Source organism: Leucobacter sp. NPDC015123, from assembly GCF_043080205.1.
In the GTDB taxonomy this organism is placed as follows: domain Bacteria; phylum Actinomycetota; class Actinomycetes; order Actinomycetales; family Microbacteriaceae; genus Leucobacter; species Leucobacter aridicollis_A.
The window spans coordinates 79,467-96,782 of sequence record NZ_JBIBVH010000010.1 but is presented as its reverse complement, the minus strand read 5'-3'; the positions used below and the strand labels follow the sequence as shown (position 1 = coordinate 96,782).

General features: G+C 64.7%; 19 protein-coding genes. 15 read left to right on the top strand and 4 right to left on the bottom strand.

All coding sequences use genetic code 11. The annotated features are described in order from the left end of the window. Positions 1–207 precede the first annotated feature (207 nt). A complete protein-coding gene (locus tag ACF07D_RS15450) occupies positions 208–1,458 on the bottom strand; it encodes a glycosyltransferase (protein WP_391505500.1) in 1,251 nt (416 codons plus the stop codon). Between the two features lie 143 nt (positions 1,459–1,601). Between ACF07D_RS15450 and rpsF the strand changes: the two genes are divergently transcribed. The 7 genes from rpsF to ACF07D_RS15415 all read left to right on the top strand — a co-directional run bounded on the left by rpsF (position 1,602) and on the right by ACF07D_RS15415 (position 6,230). After that, positions 1,602–1,964 (top strand): 30S ribosomal protein S6, encoded by a 363-nt coding sequence (rpsF, locus tag ACF07D_RS15445; RefSeq protein WP_119285425.1) that lies wholly within the window; start codon positions 1,602–1,604, stop codon positions 1,962–1,964. A gap of 3 nt (positions 1,965–1,967) precedes the next feature. Continuing rightward, the gene (gene ssb, locus ACF07D_RS15440) at positions 1,968–2,510 is read left to right on the top strand and encodes a single-stranded DNA-binding protein (RefSeq protein ID WP_119285426.1); all 543 of its coding nucleotides are present in this window, start codon (positions 1,968–1,970) and stop codon (positions 2,508–2,510) included. Between the two features lie 54 nt (positions 2,511–2,564). Next, a complete protein-coding gene (gene rpsR, locus ACF07D_RS15435; protein WP_042545452.1) occupies positions 2,565–2,825 on the top strand; it encodes a 30S ribosomal protein S18 in 261 nt (86 codons plus the stop codon). A gap of 12 nt (positions 2,826–2,837) precedes the next feature. After that, positions 2,838–3,287: a 50S ribosomal protein L9 gene (gene rplI, locus ACF07D_RS15430; protein WP_121074850.1), complete on the top strand. Its 450-nt coding sequence runs from the start codon at positions 2,838–2,840 to the stop codon at positions 3,285–3,287. Between the two features lie 575 nt (positions 3,288–3,862). Further along, positions 3,863–5,239: a replicative DNA helicase gene (gene dnaB / locus ACF07D_RS15425; protein ID WP_119285429.1), complete on the top strand. Its 1,377-nt coding sequence runs from the start codon at positions 3,863–3,865 to the stop codon at positions 5,237–5,239. A 66-nt stretch (positions 5,240–5,305) separates the two neighbouring features. Beyond that, positions 5,306–5,896, top strand: coding sequence for a hypothetical protein (locus ACF07D_RS15420; RefSeq protein WP_162921438.1), 591 nt, complete (start codon positions 5,306–5,308; stop codon positions 5,894–5,896). 49 nt (positions 5,897–5,945) lie between these two features. Continuing rightward, positions 5,946–6,230 (top strand): ABC transporter ATP-binding protein, encoded by a 285-nt coding sequence (locus tag ACF07D_RS15415; protein WP_119285431.1) that lies wholly within the window; start codon positions 5,946–5,948, stop codon positions 6,228–6,230. Between the two features lie 76 nt (positions 6,231–6,306). Here the strand turns inward: ACF07D_RS15415 and ACF07D_RS15410 are convergent, their stop codons facing one another. From ACF07D_RS15410 to ACF07D_RS15400, 3 genes are all read right to left on the bottom strand, one after another. Further along, a complete protein-coding gene (locus ACF07D_RS15410; RefSeq protein WP_391505499.1) occupies positions 6,307–7,152 on the bottom strand; it encodes a siderophore-interacting protein in 846 nt (281 codons plus the stop codon). Positions 7,153–7,198: 46 nt separating this feature from the next. Then, positions 7,199–8,578, bottom strand: a complete 1,380-nt coding sequence (gene purB / locus ACF07D_RS15405; protein ID WP_391505498.1) for an adenylosuccinate lyase — start codon at positions 8,576–8,578, stop codon at positions 7,199–7,201. A gap of 333 nt (positions 8,579–8,911) precedes the next feature. Beyond that, positions 8,912–9,319 carry a phage holin family protein gene (locus tag ACF07D_RS15400; protein ID WP_119285434.1) on the bottom strand — a complete coding sequence of 136 codons (408 nt, stop codon included), beginning with the start codon at positions 9,317–9,319 and terminating at the stop codon, positions 8,912–8,914. Positions 9,320–9,414: 95 nt separating this feature from the next. On the opposite strand from ACF07D_RS15400, the gene ACF07D_RS15395 reads away from it, so the two are divergent. The 8 genes from ACF07D_RS15395 to ACF07D_RS15360 all read left to right on the top strand — a co-directional run bounded on the left by ACF07D_RS15395 (position 9,415) and on the right by ACF07D_RS15360 (position 17,265). After that, positions 9,415–10,602 carry a thiamine pyrophosphate-dependent enzyme gene (locus ACF07D_RS15395; protein WP_255808653.1) on the top strand — a complete coding sequence of 396 codons (1,188 nt, stop codon included), beginning with the start codon at positions 9,415–9,417 and terminating at the stop codon, positions 10,600–10,602. Continuing rightward, positions 10,599–11,627 carry an alpha-ketoacid dehydrogenase subunit beta gene (locus ACF07D_RS15390; RefSeq protein WP_119285436.1) on the top strand — a complete coding sequence of 343 codons (1,029 nt, stop codon included), beginning with the start codon at positions 10,599–10,601 and terminating at the stop codon, positions 11,625–11,627. The genes ACF07D_RS15395 and ACF07D_RS15390 overlap by 4 nt, the downstream gene beginning before the upstream one ends. An 81-nt stretch (positions 11,628–11,708) precedes the next feature. Continuing rightward, on the top strand, positions 11,709–13,052 hold the full coding sequence (locus tag ACF07D_RS15385; RefSeq protein ID WP_391505497.1) for a dihydrolipoamide acetyltransferase family protein: 1,344 nt from the start codon (positions 11,709–11,711) through the stop codon (positions 13,050–13,052). 143 nt (positions 13,053–13,195) lie between these two features. Then, the gene (locus ACF07D_RS15380) at positions 13,196–13,957 is read left to right on the top strand and encodes an SDR family NAD(P)-dependent oxidoreductase (RefSeq protein WP_119285438.1); all 762 of its coding nucleotides are present in this window, start codon (positions 13,196–13,198) and stop codon (positions 13,955–13,957) included. A gap of 105 nt (positions 13,958–14,062) precedes the next feature. Further along, entirely contained in the window at positions 14,063–14,890 is an 828-nt protein-coding gene (locus ACF07D_RS15375) for an ABC transporter ATP-binding protein (RefSeq protein WP_119285439.1), read from the top strand. An 8-nt stretch (positions 14,891–14,898) separates the two neighbouring features. Next, on the top strand, positions 14,899–15,525 hold the full coding sequence (locus ACF07D_RS15370; protein ID WP_255808651.1) for an ABC transporter permease: 627 nt from the start codon (positions 14,899–14,901) through the stop codon (positions 15,523–15,525). Next, entirely contained in the window at positions 15,522–16,265 is a 744-nt protein-coding gene (locus tag ACF07D_RS15365) for an ABC transporter permease (RefSeq protein WP_391505496.1), read from the top strand. The genes ACF07D_RS15370 and ACF07D_RS15365 overlap by 4 nt, the downstream gene beginning before the upstream one ends. Positions 16,266–16,317: 52 nt before the next feature. Then, positions 16,318–17,265 carry an ABC transporter substrate-binding protein gene (locus ACF07D_RS15360; protein ID WP_255808649.1) on the top strand — a complete coding sequence of 316 codons (948 nt, stop codon included), beginning with the start codon at positions 16,318–16,320 and terminating at the stop codon, positions 17,263–17,265. Positions 17,266–17,316: the final 51 nt, after the last annotated feature.

Genomic DNA, 17,316 nt, shown 5'->3' with positions numbered 1-17,316 from the left:
GGGAGCGTTGGGAGCGTTGGGAGCGTTGGGAGCGTTGGGAGCGTTGGGAGCGTTGGGAGCGTTGGGAGCGTTGGGAGCGTTGGGAGCGTTGGGAGCGTTGGGAGCGTTGGGAGCGTTGGGAGCGTTGGGAGCGTTGGGAGCGTTGGGAGCGTTGGGAGCGTTGGGAGCGTTGGGAGCGTTGGGAGCGTTGGGAGTGTTGGGCGAGGGTCAGCGCGCGAGCTGCGAGTAGCAGCGTTCAAGCGCCGCGGCGTGCGCTCGCCAGTCGTGACTGACTGCGTGAGCCCGCGCGCTTGCCCCGAGCCGGGACCGGCGCGCGTCGTCGTGTAGCAGAGCGGCAATCGCAGCGGCCCAGGTAGCTGGATCGCGGTCGCCAAGATGGATCCCGGCAACATCGTGGGGTACTGCCTCAACCAGGCCAGTGTGCCCGGCGGCGACGACCGGTACACCGCAGGCGCCGGCCTCAAGCGCGGTGAGCCCGAATGTTTCCGAGTGGGAGGGCACGAGAACGAGTGTGCTCGAGGCAAGCAATCCCGCGGCGTCTGCCCGAGACTGGGCGGGGAGGAACCTGAAGCGATCCAGAACTCCTTCTCGCTCGGCGAGCACGCGCAGATCCGCCGCGTAGCCTTCTGCGCCCGGTGTGGGCTCGCCCGCAATCACCCACTCGGTATGGGCGAAGAGTTCAGGATCGCGCCTCGCCAGCTCCCCCGCAGCCCGAACAGCGAGATCTTGGCCTTTGAGCGGCTGGATTCTGCCAAGCACTGTGATGCGGTGCGGCTCAACGCCCAGCGTGCGATCTCCTCGGAGCGGTTCGAACCTCGCGCTTGCCCGACCCACTGCGCCCTGCGCTCGCGGGCTGAAGAGCCGAGTATCGACGCCGGGGTGCACGACCGAACCGCCGGCGCGTGGCGCCCCGTACCAGTCGGTCACCCCACTGAGCTCGCTTTGGCTACCGGCGATGACGAAGCTCGTTTCCGCGAGTAGCCGCTCCCCCGCGAGGCGCGCTTCCGGCTCCGGTGAATCGCCGGCGGCTAGGTTGGCGTTCTTTTGCGCGGCAATCGTGTGGAACGTCACGGCAATTCCTGTTCCGCCCGCCGCCCAGGCTTCACGCGCGGCGATACCGCTGAGCCAGTAGTGCGCGTGCACGGCATCGAAGCTGCCCAGGCGGCGGAGCTCGACCGCGAACTCAGATGTCACGCCCGGCATCTCGGCCTTCGACAGCTGTGGCGGGCCCGCTGTGAGGGCGACGAGCGCCACAGGTGCGCCGTGAGACTCATCGCTCAAGAGCCGATACTCCCCGGCAGCAAGCGCCTCTGTCGCTCGGGTCGCGACGACGACCTCGTGCCCCCGCGCCCCGAGGGCACGGGCGGCTTCTGCGACGACAACGTTCATCCCACCAGCGTCACCAGAGCCGGGAATTTCCGATGGAGACGTGTGCATCGAGATGAGAGCGATCCGCATGGCTCCACTTTAGGGCTGAAGATGGTAGGCTTCTTAGGTTGTCTGTGCGCCGAACATTCGGTTTGGGGCTCAGGCACGATGCAAAAACACCCTCCTGTCACAGAAATCCTGTGGCCGTGAAGTCCGAAGGAGGTGGGTCAGTAATGCATCCTTACGAACTCATGGTGATCCTCGATCCCGGTATCGACGAGCGCACCGTGGCTCCCAGCATGGAGAAGTTCCTCTCCGTCATTACGAATGCGAATGGCGAGATCGAGAACGTCGACATCTGGGGCAAGCGTCGCCTGGCATACGAGATCAACAAGCAGGCCGAGGGCATCTACGTTGTGGTGAACTTCACCGCGACCCCCGAGGCTACCGCTGAGCTCGATCGTCAGCTCGGTATCTCTGAGGCTGTTCTCCGCACGAAGGTGCTCCGCGCAGACGAGCTCATCGCTCAGCGTGCAGCTCAGTCGAAGCGTGACCAGGCTAAGGCAGCTCGCGCTGCTGCGAAGGCGAGTGCATAACTCATGGCCGGAGAGCCGCTGATCACTGTCGTCGGCAACCTTGTTGCCGATCCCGAGCCTCGCGTGAGTCAGGCCGGCAAGTCGTGGGTGACCTTCCGTATCGCCTCGACCCCGCGCGTGCGCGATCGCCAGTCCGGCGACTGGTCGGACGGCGAAGCGCTGTGGCTTGGCTGCCGCGCTTACGGTGAGTACGCCGACAATATTGCGGCTTCGCTCACGAAGGGCATGCGAGTCATTGTGCAGGGTCGCCTGACCCAGCGCAGCTACACCGACAACCAGGGCCAGCAGCGCACCTCACTCGACCTTGAGGTCGAAGAGGTTGGGCCGTCGCTCCGCTTCGCCACCGCACAGGTGACGCGAGGCGCTGCGCGTGGGCAGGTTGGCGGCTTCGGTGGCGCTGGTGGCGGTCAGCCCCAGGGTCAGTCGGGCTGGGCACAGCCCCAGCAGCAGCAGGATAACCCCTGGACCAATTCGGGCCAGGGCGGATCCGCGTCGAACAACTCCTCCGATTTCGGTGGCGGGTTCGACGACGAGCAGCCCTTCTAAGACAGCAATTTTGTTCCGGGCGCGTACCGGGACGCATTACGAAAAGAGACCAACATGGCAGGCAAGTCAAGCGGTGCAAGCCGCAAGCCGGCTCGCGGCAAGAACGCGAAGGCGGCAGCACCCGCAAAGAAGCAGACCGTTGGCGTCATTGATTACAAGGACGTCCAGACGCTTCGCAAGTTCATTTCAGAGCGTGGAAAGATCCGCGCCCGCCGCATCACCGGCGTATCCGTTCAGGAGCAGCGTTTGATCGCGAAGGCAGTGAAGAATGCCCGCGAGATGGCTCTCCTCCCCTACGCCGGTTCCGGCCGCTAAGGAGAGAGCATCATGGCGAAAGTAATTCTCACGCACGAGGTCCGTGGCCTCGGTTCTGCCGGTGACGTCGTAGACGTCAAGACTGGCTACGCTCGCAACTACCTCGTACCGCAGGGCTACGCAGTGCACTGGACCCGCGGTGGCGCGGCTCAGGTTGCACAGCTGCAGGCTGCTCGCGAGGCACGCGCTCTCGCTTCGGTTGAGGACGCGCAGGCACTTAAGGCTTCGCTCGAGGCTGGCAAGATCCGTCTCCACTCCAAGGCTGGGGTTGGCGGGCGACTCTTCGGCGCAATCAAGCCGGCTGCAGTTGCAGCTGCCGTGTCAGAGGCTGGCATTGGCGAGGTCGACAAGCGCAAGATCTCGCTTCCGTCGATCAAGTCGACCGGTGAGTACAAGGCGACGATCCACCTTCACGAGGGTGTCGACGCAGAGGTGACCCTCCAGGTCATCACGCAGCGCTAAGCGTTTTCACGCTCACAAGCGGGGCCGGTTCCATTTTGGAACCGGCCCCGCTTTGTTGTGTGAGGTGAGTTCCCCAGATGCCGAGGTCCGTACACGGCGCCCTGTACGCCTTCTGGCGGCGTTTCTGGTGGTCAGCCTTAGCGGGCCTCTTCTGGGCCGCTGAACGGGCCTTGTGGCGCGCGTTGGCGCCGATGAACGCTTCGTGAACAGCGCGCGTTGCGGTCCACAGCTGCAGCACGCTGCACCTTCCCAATTGGCGGGCAGAGTTGTCCACACGCCCGGAGTTCAGGCAACATTCAAGTTGTACTTTAAGGTTGAATAACTTTGATTGTGTGGAAACAATAAACCCCAGATCAGACGGCGGGTTTCGAGAAAAGTCGAGAATCTGTCCACAAGTTATCCCCATTCGTGTGGACAAGTTCTGGCGATTCTTCGTCGCTTCTCCACATAGTTATCCACAGGTGGACAACCCGCGCATTTGAGCCATACGAACACTGCACCTACGGTGAATGTCTGAGGTCTGGTATGTCATCAGAAGGTAACGAGGTTAGGCCTCACCGAAGGAGCAATACAGCTTGTCCATCGCACACCTGGGTATCGCGTCGCCTGACGAAGAACAGCGCGGCGGCGATTACGAGCGCACCCCGCCATACGACCTGCTCGCGGAGCAGAGCGCGATCGGTGGCATGCTGCTGTCCAAGGACGCTGTGGCTGACGTCACTGGTGTGCTGCGCGGCTCAGACTTCTACGTGCCAAAGCACGAAGTTATCTACGAGTCGGTGCTGTCGCTCTACTCCCAGGGCGAGCCGACCGACGTTATCACCGTCACCGACGCGCTTTCAAAGTCTGGCGATCTGCAGCGGGCGGGTGGCGCCGAGTACCTCCACACACTGACGAGCATCGTTCCGACCGCCGCCAACGCGGGTTTCTATGCGGATATCGTCGGCGAGAAAGCGCTCCTTCGCCGCCTCGTCGAGGCCGGTACCCGCATCGTGCAGATGGGATACGCGGGCGAGGGTGAAGCTCTCGACCTGGTGAATGTCGCCCAGTCAGAGATCTATGGCGTCACGGGTGAGTCGCAGAGCGAAGACTACGTGCCGCTCTCGCTCGCAGTGGATGCCGCGATGGAGGAGATCCACAAGGCGACCTCGCAGCCAGACGGCATGCTCGGAGTGCCAACCGGCTTCAGCGAGCTCGATGCGATGACGAATGGTTTTGCCGGCGGCCAGATGATCATCATCGCCGCGCGACCCGCGATGGGTAAGTCAACGCTTGCGCTCGACGTGGCCCGCCACGCCTCCGTGCACGCCCTGGCTCCGACGGTCTTCTTCTCGCTCGAGATGGGTCGCGCCGAGATCGCGATGCGTTTGCTCGCGGCCGAAGCTTCCATCCCGATGCAGACCCTGCGTAAGGGCGCCCTCGACAGCCGCGACTTCCAAAAGCTCGCGGCCACGCAGGCGCGCATCTCAGAGTCGCCGCTGTACATTGACGACAGCCCGAACCTCACGCTCGTTGAGATCCGTGCGAAGTGCCGACGGCTGAAGCAGCAGCACGGCCTCAAGATGGTCGTCATTGACTACCTGCAGCTGCTGTCAAGCGGTAAGAAAGTTGAGAGCCGACAGCAGGAGGTCAGCGAGTTCTCGCGTGCGCTGAAGCTGCTCTCGAAAGAGCTTGACGTCCCGGTCATCGCGCTGTCCCAGCTCAACCGTGCGTCTGAGCAGCGTGCCGACAAGATGCCCGCGATCAGCGACCTTCGCGAGTCGGGCTCGCTCGAGCAAGACGCCGACATGGTGATCCTGCTTCACCGTGAGGCAGCAAGCGACCGCGACCATCCGCGCGCTGGCGAGGCTGACTTCATTCTGGCGAAGCAGCGTAACGGGCCCACCGGCACTGTCACCGTTGCCTTCCAGGGCCACTACTCGCGCTTCCAGGACATGCCCCAGGGAATGTAGCGAGCTCGCTCCCACGATCTTTCGCAGCGAGACAAGATACAATCCACGAGGCAGGGAGGGAGCACAATGTCAATCGCCGAAGGCACCGTATCGCGACCGTCAGGCACGGCACTCCTCCCACCGAAATGGGTACGCGTCCTTCGAGCTGTGCTCTTGCTTACCGTTGGTCTCGTCGTTACTTTCAGCGCGACTTTCCACGAACGATTCGCCTTTGACCTCGCGGTCGTTGTCGCGGCCCTTGTCGCGATCGGGATCGTGCACATTGTCGAGGCGCTTCAGCGTCGCGCGCGCGGCGGCGGCGCCATCGCGGTCGCGCTCGGGACTATCTCGGTTGCCGCGGCGGTCTTTCTCACAGTGCTCAGCACCGAGCTCGCGTTCGCTGTCGTGATTGCGGCCTGGGCACTGGTGACTGCCCTGCTCGAGTTTGTCGCCATGGTCGTGCAGCCGGGAACGCGGCAGGATGCTGCGCTCGTTGGGGCGGCAGGCATTCTGCTCGCCGTGACCGTGCTGCTTGCGCGGGGAGACCTTGTCGCCGTGATTGGGTTCTTCGGCGCGTACGCAATCATTGCCGGAGTCTTCCTCGGGATCGCGTCGTTCGACACGCGAACCGCAGCCGACGCCGACCCGCTGAACCAGGGGTCGACTGTCAATGCCTAGGCGGATCTGCACGCCGCCAATGTCCTAGCCGAATCGTAGAAAGCGACCGATGACTAACCCCTCAGACCACACGCCCCAGGAACCGATGAACCCGTCGCGTCGTGATCGCCTCAAGCCCCTCGAACTACTGGGCTTCTCGGGAGTGCTCGCGGTGTTCGCGGGTCTTATCGTCCTCATGGCGTCGCGCTCCATCGTGCTCGCCCTCATCTTTACAGCCATCGCGTTCATCGTGTCGCTGCTGTTCGTGGCCCTGCTCGGCCTCGGCGGCAAGCCCAGCGACGAAGACCTCGAGGCCCGCAAGGACCTGAAGAAGCCCGAGGGCGACTGGCACTAGGCCACACGCTGAGCAGAAATTGGCCCGGGGCGTCCGCGTCTGCGGACACCCCGGGCCTCTGTCTGCGCGGGAGCGGCTAGTCCTCGATCGACTCCGGATCGCTCGGGTCGATCGGCCCGTGATGGTCGAAGTTCGCCTCACCACGCCGCCAATAGCCGCTGATCTGGTACTGCGCGCGGGGGAGCCCGAGCTCGTCGCGGATCACGCGCCGGAGCGGGATGAGGCGGTTCGCATCACCGGCGGCGAACACGAAGGTCTCGTCCGTGATCTCGCTGTCGAGCAGGGCCTGATCGAGGCCACCGAGCGGCTCGCGCACGAGGATTTCGCGTCCGGTTCCCTCGCGGAGGTACTCCTCTACCCAGTCGAGGGCGTCGTAGTCGATGTCGGCGATCACCTCGACCTCGGTGTCCTCGGGCAGCGCGTTGATCCAGCGTACGGTTGCGGGCAGCGCAGTCGGATCAACGAGGCAGAGCAGCGACGCGATGCCCGTCGGAACGCTCTGGGTGCCGCGTGGCCCGACGACGACGATGCGGTCTCCGACCGCTGCGCGCTCCGCCCACGCGGATGCCGGTCCGGGGTCGTCGTGCAGGAAGAAGTCAAGGTCGAAGACGCGCCCTCCGGCTTCATCCCGAACGTTGAGCGGCGTGAAGTCGCGGCCGAACGTCTGGCCGTCGGGCCGGACGATACCGTCCTCGCCGGGGCCAGCCGCGACGGGTGCGACGAGTTCTCCCGTGAAGGGGTGCGGGAAGAAGATCTTCGCGTGGTCGCCGGGCCCCGTCGACTCGAAGTCATACAGGTCGGGCCCGGCGAGCGTCACGCGAGCGATCGCCGGTACTGGCCGCGAGATGGCCTGTACCGTGACTTCGCGTGCGGTAAACCGGTACATCGTGCGTTCGCGTTCAAAGCGTGCCTGCTGACTCATACTTCAACCCTGGCGCAGAGCCGGGGCACCGGCAAGCCTCACCGCGTCAGAGGTAGCTGAGAAGTTGTGCCGCGCTGCCGACGTAGCCTGCGGGCGTGAGCGCGAGCAGCCGCTGCTTCGCCTCGTCTCCGATTTCGAGGCCCTGAACGAACTCGACGAGCTCGGCCTGGCCGATGCGGCGGCCCCGTGTGAGATCCTTGAGCGCGGCGTACGGGTCGCTGATCGTGGAGCGGCCGGCGGTCACCTCCGCGCGGATCACTGTCTGAATCGCCTCGCCGAGTACCTCCCAGTTCGCGTCGAGATCCGCCGCAAGTACCTCGGGGGCCGCGTCGATCTGTCCGAGCCCCTTGAGGATGTTGTCGAGTGCGAGCACCGAATGCCCGAACGCGACGCCAATGTTGCGCTGCGCCGACGAATCGGTGAGGTCGCGCTGCCAGCGGCTCGTGACGAGCGTCTCTGCGAGCGAGTCGAGCAGCGCGTTGGAGAGCTCCAGGTTGGCCTCGGCGTTCTCGAACCGGATCGGATTGACCTTGTGCGGCATCGTCGAGGAGCCCGTCGCGCCCGCGACGGGGGTCTGGCGGAAGTAACCGATCGAGATGTAGCTCCACACGTCTGTCGCAAGGTTGTGCAGGATGCGGTTGGCGTGCGCCATGCGCGAGTAGAGCTCGGCCTGCCAGTCGTGCGACTCGATCTGGGTCGTGAGTGGGTTCCAGGTCAGGCCGAGCCCCTCGACGAACTCGCGGGAGATCGTTTCCCAGTCAGCACTCGGGTCTGCAGCGAGGTGCGCTGCGAACGTGCCCGTCGCGCCCGAGAATTTCCCGAGGTACTCGATCTGATCGATCTGGCGCAGCTGGCGGCGGAGCCTGTGTACGAAGACCGCAAGCTCCTTGCCAAGCGTGGTGGGGGTCGCAGGCTGGCCATGCGTGCGGCTCATCATCGCGAGGTCTTTGTAGTTCTGAGCCTGGCGCTCGAGTTCGTCGATGACTGCGACGAACTTCGGGCGCCACACGTCTGCGACAGCCTGCTTGACGGTAAGCGCGTACGAGAGGTTGTTGATGTCTTCACTCGTGCAGCACACGTGGGTGAGCTCTGCGAGGTGACCGAGTCCCTGCGCCTCGAGACGTGCTCGGACGAGATACTCCACGGCCTTCACGTCGTGCTGGGTGGTCTTCTCGGTCTCGGCCAGCTCGTCGATCTCGGCCTGGCCGAAGTTCTGCGCCCACTCGCGCAATGCTGCGAGCTGCGCGTCGCCCATCGGTGTCCCACCGAGTAGCGAGTGCGTGGTCAGGTAGGCGAGCCATTCGACCTCGACGTGTACGCGAGCCTTGTTCAGCCCGGCCTCGGAGAGGGTGTCGCCAAGCCCTTCGACCGCCTTCCGATAGCGTCCGTCGAGGGGGCTGATGGGCTGCGGGGGCAGGCTGGTCATGGGTTCTCCGTTGTGTGAGTTGCGGGTGAACGTACCCGACCATTCTCCCATGAGGGCAACTGTGCACATTTCACGGGATCGCGAATGTGGATAACTATGCACAGATCGAATGACAGCGGTGTAATTATCGTTGTGTAATAAGGGTTCGAGCTGTTCAACACCCTGTTGATAAGTCGGTGGATAGGTTGTGGAGTGGTTGTGGATACGGTGTGGAAAACTTCGCGCGGTTTCGTGTGACTCCGTGTCGGAGGGCGCGCCGAACAGCGCCGCGCGACGTTCAATCGCGGGCCTCGAGGTGTCGCCGATGACCCCGTGTCATCAGCGGGGCGGTCGTTAGCGCTTGCGCTTACGATTCGTGCCGAGCAGACCGTTCATGATGCTCGCGAGCACCGACATCACGATCGCGCCGAGTACACCCCACCAGAAGCCATCGACGTGCAGCCCGAAACCGGCGAGACCGGAGAGCCATGCGATGACCGAGATGAGAATTCCGTTCACGATGAGGCCGAACAGGCCGAGCGTGATGATGTAGAGCGGAATCGACACGATGCGCACGACCTTGCCGAGCGTGCCGTTCACGAGGCCGAACACGAGCGCGACGAGGAGCATCGTGATGATGGGGGAGTACGGGTCGTCATTGATCGGCTCGATCCAGAACCCGCGCGGGCCCGACCCGCCGACGATGAGCGTCGTGAGCCACAGCGCGAACGTGCTGACAAGTACTCGCATGATTGACCGCATGCACCAATTCTTGCAGCAATCGCTGTGCGTCGGCCACTAGCGCCGACGTTGATATATCCCAGTCGGAATGACCCCTCTCACTACACTTGAGCACTATGAGCCAGACCCCAAAGCTCGCCGTTAACATGGTGGATCCAGAGCCGATTCGCTTCCTAGACGCCGAAGGTCGGTACTCCCCGTCAAGCTCCGCAGCAGACTACGCAGCGGAGCTTGACGGCGTTGGTATCGAAGATTTCAAGCAGTGGTACCGCGACATGGTCGAAACCCGTGCGTTCGACACGGAGGCGACCCACCTGCAGCGCCAAGGGCAGCTCGCCCTGTGGGTTCCAAGCATCGGGCAAGAGGGCTGCCAGGTCGGCCTCGCGCACGCCACCGAGCCGCAGGATCACATCTTCCCCGCATACCGCGAGCACACCGTCGCGAAGGTGCGCGGCGTGAGCTTTGTTGAACTGCTGAAACTGTTCCGTGGCTTCACGCACGGCGGGTGGGATGTCACGGATCCCGCGAACGGCAACTTCCACCTGTACACTCTCGTGCTTGCCGCGCAGGCGCAGCACGCGAGCGGATACGCACTTGGGCAGCTGCTCGACGCGAAGCTCCGGGTCGGCACTGCGGCGATGGACGCTGGCGAGCGGGGCATCGCGACAGGCGAAGCGACAATGGCGTTCTACGGCGATGGCACATCGAGCCAGGGCGACGCGAACGAAGCTATGATCTTCGCGGCGAGCTACCAGACCCCGGCGGTCTTCGTTGTCCAAAACAACGGCTGGGCGATCTCGGTGCCGTTCGAGCGGCAGAGCCGTACCCCGCTGTACCGCCGCGCACTCGGTTTCGGCATCCGCGCCGTGCAGATCGACGGCAACGACCCGCTCGCCGCGTACGCCGTCGGCCGCAGGTTCATGCGCCTCGCGCGCGAGGGGGCAGGCCCGGGCTACATCGAGGCACTGACCTACCGGATCGGGGCACACACGACGAGTGACGACCCGACGCGCTACCGTGAGAAGTCGGAACTCGAGGAGTGGCGAGATCGCGACCCGGTCGCGCGCATGGAGGCTTACCTGCGTGAGCAGGGAGTCGACGACGCATTCTTTGCCGAGGTGGCCGAGGTCGCCGATCGAGAGGCGAAGCGCGTGCGCGACGCGATCCTGCAGTTGCCGCCGCCTGACGCCGACTCGATGTTCGCGAACGTGTACACCGAGGCGCACCCGCGCATCGAAGAGCAGCGTGCCTGGCTCGAACGCTACGAATCTTCATTCGAGGCCGGCGAGGAGATTTCAGCATGACCGGTGCAGTAGCAACATCCACGGCGCCCAGCGTCCAGACGCTCACCGAGCGCACGGAGCTGCCGATCGCGCGAGCCATCAACGAGGGCTTGCGGGCCGCGATGGCCGCCGACGAGAAGGTCTTGCTCATGGGCGAGGACATCGGCCCCCTGGGCGGCGTCTTCCGTGTCACCGACAAGCTTCAGGCCGATTTTGGATCGGCGCGCGTGCTCGACACCCCGCTCGCGGAGGCAGGCATCGTCGGCAACGCCATCGGGCTTGCGATGCGCGGCTACCGTCCGGTCATCGAGATCCAGTTCGAAGGCTTCATCTTCCCCGCGTTCAATCAGATCGTCACGCAGCTCGCGAAGATCACGAACCGGCACGACGGCAAGGTGCCGATGCCGATCGTCATCCGCGTCCCGTACGGCGGGCACATCGGCGCCGTCGAGCACCACCAGGAGAGCCCCGAAGCGTACTTCGCGCACACCCCGGGCCTGCGAGTCGTCGCTCCCTCAACGCCAAACGACGCCTACTGGATGATCCAGCAGGCGATCCAGTCGCAGGATCCAGTGCTGTTCTTCGAGCCGAAGGCAAAGTACTGGATGAAGGGTGAGGTCGATCCGACCGCTCCGACCGCGCAGTTGCACGACAGCCGGGTCGCCCGTGAGGGAACCGACTGCACGATCGTCGCGTTCGGCGCAATGGTCACCGCCGCGCTTGAGGCCGCCGAGGTCGCGCGTGCCGAGGGCACGAGCATCGAGGTCGTCGACCTCCGCAGCATCTCGCCAGTCGACTACGCGCCGCTACTCGAGTCAGTGCGAAAGACGGGGCGCCTCGTCGTCGCGCAGGAGGCTTCGGGCAACGTCAGCTTGGGCAGCGAACTCGCCGCGCACGTGGCCGAGCACGCGTTCTACTCGCTCCAGGCGCCCGTGCTGCGCGTCTCGGGCTACGACGTGCCGTTCCCGCCTGCCAGGCTCGAGGGAATGTTCCTGCCCGACGCAGACCGTATCCTCGAAGCAGTCGACCGCACGATGCACTACTGACGGTCCACCGCGGCCGCACCCCTGCCCGCACGTCGGGACGAACACAATTACTGACCACGAAGCAACCCAAAGGAGCCTTCGATGAGCGACATGACGTTCCCCCTTCCCGATGTCGGTGAAGGCCTCACCGAGGCAGAGATTGTCACCTGGCAGGTCGCGCCTGGCGACACGGTCGTGCTCAATCAGGTGATCTGTGAGATCGAGACCGCCAAGTCGCTCGTCGAGTTGCCGTCGCCGTTCACGGGCGTCGTCACGGAGCTCCTCGCCGAGGTGGGGGAGACTGTCCCGGTCGGTCAGCCGATCATGCGCGTGCGGGCCGAAGGCGCAGCGGATCAGGATCCCGGTGCGGACGCGCCGGCGAAGCCCGCCGAGGCTGCTCCCGCGACGCCGGCTGCTCCGGCCCCGTCAGGCGCGTCGGCGAAGCCCGCCGAACCTGGCGCAGCCGCCGACGATGAGGGCGGTGCGGTGCTGGTGGGGTATGGCACCGCCGGCAAGGTCCGTTCGCGACGCCGGAGTGGGGGCGAGCCGCTGCTGTCGACGCCTCCGATTCCAGTCGCCGCGGCGTCGCCGGTGATCGCGAAGCCCCCGATCCGGAAGCTCGCGAAGGATCTCGGCGTCGACCTCACTGAGGTCTCAGGCACGGGAATTGGTGGCGAGATCCTCCGCGACGACGTGGTGCGCCATGGGTCGCAGGCGAGCCTGTTCCGCAACCTTTCAACGCCTGAGGTGCCTGCCGTTCGCGAGGAGCGGATCCCGCTCAAGGGCATGCGCAAGCAGATCGCGAAGGCAATGGTGACGAGCGCGTTCGAGGCGCCCCACGTTGGCGTCTTCACCGACGTCGACGCGACGCGCACGATGGAGTTTGTGCGGCGTCTGAAGACCTCGACAGACTTCGCCGGAATTAAGGTGTCGCCGCTTCTCATCTTCGCGAAGGCGATGCTGTGGGCGATTCGCCGAAACCCCGAAATCAACTCGACTTTCACCGAGACCGAAATCATCCGCCACCACTTCGTGAACCTCGGTATCGCCGCTGCGACCCCGCGCGGGCTCATCGTGCCGAACATCAAGGAGGCCCAGGAGCTCAGCTTGCGGGAGCTCGCCCAGGCCATCGAGCAGCTCACAATCACTGCGCGCGAGGGTCGCACGAAGCCCGAGGAGATGCAACAGGGCACTATCACCCTGACGAACATCGGCGTATTTGGGATGGATTTCGGCACGCCAATCTTGAACCCTGGCGAGGTCGCAATCATGGCGATGGGCACAATCAAGGAAAAGCCTTGGGTTGTCGACGGCCAGGTGCGGCCACGGATGGTGACGACAGTCGGCGGATCGTTCGACCACCGCGTTGTTGACGGCGACGTGATTTCTCGTTTTGTCGCCGACGTCGCCTCGGTGCTCGAGGAGCCTGCGCTGCTGCTTGACTAGTGCTCAGCCGCGAGACTGTGCACGGTGGCGCTACCGATGCGCCTAGGATCGGCTGTACAGCGTGAACACCTGTGCCGCTCCGAAGTGAATTGTGGAGCGCGCCGATCGTGACGGCCATGGCGGCCGAGAGACGAGGAAGCACTATGCAGCTTGAAGAAACTACCGCAGTCATTACCGGTGCGGCATCGGGGTTGGGGGCGGCGACTGCCGCGCTCCTCGCAAGTCGAGGAGCAACCGTCGTCGGCCTCGATCTCGCGGCTTCGATTGAAAAGGCGGGGGAGCCCGCGCCTGGAGTTCGCTACGTCGCTGCCGACGTGACGAGCGAGGAGGATGTCGCTGCAGCGCTGAAGCTGCACGCTGGCGAGCCTCCGATCCGCCTCGTCGTGAACTGCGCGGGCATTGCGCCGGCGAAGCGTATCCTTTCGTCGAAGGGTGTGCACGATCTCGAGACGTTCAAGCGCACGCTTGATATCAATGTCACTGGCACCTTCAACGTGCTGCGCCTCGCGGCCGAGATCATGGCTGAGCAGGACGCGGTTGACGAGTCTGGCCAGCGTGGCCTCATCGTGAACACGGCATCGGTCGCGGCGTACGAGGGACAGATCGGGCAGATTGCGTACGCTGCTTCGAAGGGCGCAGTTGTCGGCATGGGCATCACTGCCGCGCGCGACCTTGCCCGCAACGGCATTCGCGTGAACACGATCGCTCCGGGCATCGTGGCGACGCCTCTGCTCGAAGCCCTTGGCCCGGAAGTCAACGCCTCACTGTCGGCTTCGGTCCCGTTCCCGGCGCGGCTCGCCCGGCCTGACGAGTTCGCGCAGCTTGTCGTGATGATTGCCGAACACGACTACCTGAACGGCGAGACCATCCGCATGGACGGCGCCCTTCGCATGGGACCGAAGTAGCTTTTACCTGATTTTCAGCTCGGTTTGTCGGGGGCGGGTGCTAGGTTTGGGCACAGTTCCAACCGGGGTGCATCAGCACCCGACGAACCTTGGGGGTGGTAGCGGATGATTCGATTCGATGCTGTCACCAAGACGTATCCCGACGGCACGCGGGCGGTCGGGGAGTTCTCGCTGACAATTCCGTCGCACCAGACGACGGTGTTTGTCGGCTCCTCAGGAAGCGGCAAAACCACGCTGCTGCGCATGGTGAACCGCATGGTCGACCCGACGAGCGGAACTGTGTGGATCGATGACCAAGACGTCTCGGCGACAGACCCTGTCAGACTGCGGCGCTCGATCGGCTACGTGTTGCAGCAGGGCGGGCTGCTTCCGCACCGCTCGGTGCTCGACAATGTGGCGACAGTCGCTGTCTTGAACGGCACCCCGAAGGCAAAAGCTCGCGCTCTCGCGAACGAGATGCTCGAACGTGTCGGCTTGAGCGCCGACCTCGGGCGACGTTTTCCGGCGCAGCTCTCGGGCGGGCAGCAGCAGCGCGTCGGAGTCGCTCGCGCCCTCGTGCCCGATCCAAACATCTTGCTGATGGACGAGCCGTTTGGGGCGGTCGACCCGATCGTGCGGCGCGAGCTACAGGCTGAGCTCGGCAGACTGCAGCGCGAGCTCGGCAAAACGATTCTGTTCGTGACCCACGACATCGATGAAGCCTTCAGGCTCGGGGATGAGGTCGTTGTGCTGCGCGCTGGTGGCGAGGTCGCCCAGTGCGGTACACCGGCAGATATTCTCGCGAGCCCCGCGGACGATTTCGTACGCAACTTCATCGGAACGGAGACCCCAGACGGGCAACCCGAGGCACGCAAACTCACCACTAGAGAGATCGATGGCAAGCGGATCGTGTTTGACACGGCCGGGAGACCACTCGGAGTGATCGAGCAGTGAAGTGGCTCATGCAGAACTGGCCGCAGGTGATTGACCTCGCCTGGGCCCACCTGCAGCTGAGCCTCCCAGCGATCCTGCTCGCGACCCTCATCGCGATCCCGATCGGGCGGCTCGCGTTTAGGTACGGCAAGTTCGGTGGGGCGCTCTCGAGCGTCGCGACGCTGCTGTACGCGATTCCGGCCTTGCCACTGCTGATCATCATCCCAGCGCTTGTCGGGGTTCCCCTGCGATCTGACGCGAACATGATCATCGCCCTCACCCTCTATGGCGTCGCACTGCTTGTCCGGAGCGCAGCTGACGGCTTTGCATCGGTCGACACGACAGTGCGTGACGCCTCGCTCGCGATCGGGTTCTCGCGCATCTCGGTTTTCTGGCGTGTCGACCTGCCGCTCGCGCTTCCGGTCATCCTCGCAGGGGTGCGGGTTGTCGCGGTGTCGACGATCAGCCTCGTCACTGTTGGGGCGTTGATCGGCGTCTCGAGTCTGGGGACGCTCCTCACCGACGGGTTCCAGCGCGGGATATTCGGCGAGGTGCTGACGGGCATTGTCGCGACGATCGTGCTCGCGCTCGTCCTTGACGGGCTACTCTTGCTGCTCGGCCGCGTGCTCACGCCATGGCGGAAGGTGGCGGCATGAACCTCTTCGCGGACGCGTTCGCCTGGCTCGCCGACGGTGCGAACTGGGTGGGCGCCAGCGGCATCCCGGCCCGCATCGGCGAACACCTCTGGGTGTCCGTATTCGCCGTCGGGATCGCGGCACTCATCGCGCTTCCAACTGGGGTGCTCATTGGCCATACTCGACGCGGCGTCGGCGCGATCGGCGCGGTCACGGGGGCCGCCAGGGCGCTGCCGACGCTCGGCGTGCTCACGGTGTGCGCGCTGTGGTTTGGGATCGGACTCTCGGCGCCGCTCATTGCGCTCGTTGTACTCGCGATCCCATCGCTGCTTGCGGGAGCCTACTCTGGCGTGCAGGCGGTTCCACGTGAGACATCCCAAGCCGCACGTGCAATCGGGATGCGGCCCGCGCAGGTGATTTGGCAGGTCGAGGTGCCGCTGGCACTGCCTGTCATTATTGGCGGAGTACGTGCGGCGGTGCTACAGGTCGTCGCGACGGCGACGCTCGCCGCGTACACGGCTGACGTCGGTCTTGGCAGGTACCTCTTCACCGGCCTGAAGACCCGCGACTACGGGCAGATGCTCGGCGCCGCGCTCCTCGTCATCGCGCTCGCGCTCATCCTCGAGATCCTGCTCGCCACGTTGCAGCGCGCCGCAGCCGCACGTCTGACAGCGCGAGGCACCGCCATGGAAAGCGCAGCTGGGAGCTCGCCCAACGGCCCTGAAACGGCCGACCGACTCGCGCAACACCTGACAGACTGACCCGCCACGAAGTTCACCACCGCAACTGCAACAACCTGATTGGGAGACGAAGATGCACACACCATCACGCACACCACGACGGATCGGAGCGCTCGCCGCGCTCGCACTCGCGGGGGTGACACTGCTTTCCGCGTGCGCGGCAGCCGACCCGCTCGACGAGGGGGAGGGGGCCGGGGGCTCCGGGAGCGACGGCGGCGCAAACCAGACGCTCGTCGTCGGCTCGCAGGACTACTACTCCAACGAGATCGTCGCCGAACTCTACGCGCAAGCACTCGAAGACGGCGGGTTCACGGTTGACCGCCAGCTGCGCATCGGTCAGCGCGAGGTCTACATGCCCGAGATCGAGGCCGGGTCCATCGACGTGTTCCCCGAGTACACGGGCAACCTCTTGCAGTATCTCGACGCCGACGCGACGGCGACTTCGGCCGACGAGGTATACAGCGCCCTCGAGACTGCGCTGCCGGACGGGCTGCGGCTGCTCGCACAGTCCGAGGCCTCCGACCAGGATTCGTATGTCGTGACGAGTGAGTTTGCGAAGCAGCACGATCTCACCGAGATCGGTGACCTCGCTGGCGTTGAGAATCTCACCCTTGGCGGAAACTCCGAACTCGAGAAGCGCCCCTACGGTCCGACAGGACTCAAGGACGTCTACGGTGTCGATGTGTCCTTCACCCCCATTGAAGATTCGGGCGGGCCGCTCACAGTGAAGGCGCTGCGCGACGGCCAGGTGCAGATTGTTGATCTCTACTCGGCCGACCCTGTTTTCGCGGACGGCGACCTCGTGGTGCTCGCTGATCCGGAGGGGCTGTTCCTCGCGTCGCACGTGGTGCCCGTGGTCTCCGACAAGGTGGACGCAGACGCTGCGGCCATCATTGATAAGGTCTCCGCGGCGCTGACTGCAGAGGACCTGCAGCAGCTCGGGGCGAAGTCCGCACAGGACCAGGCACCGGCCGCGAAGATTGCCGCCGGCTGGCTCAAGGACAATGGCCTCGTCGGCTGACCCGGCCGAACACTTCATTCCCCGCCGCGCTCTCTGTGGATTGGCGTAGTT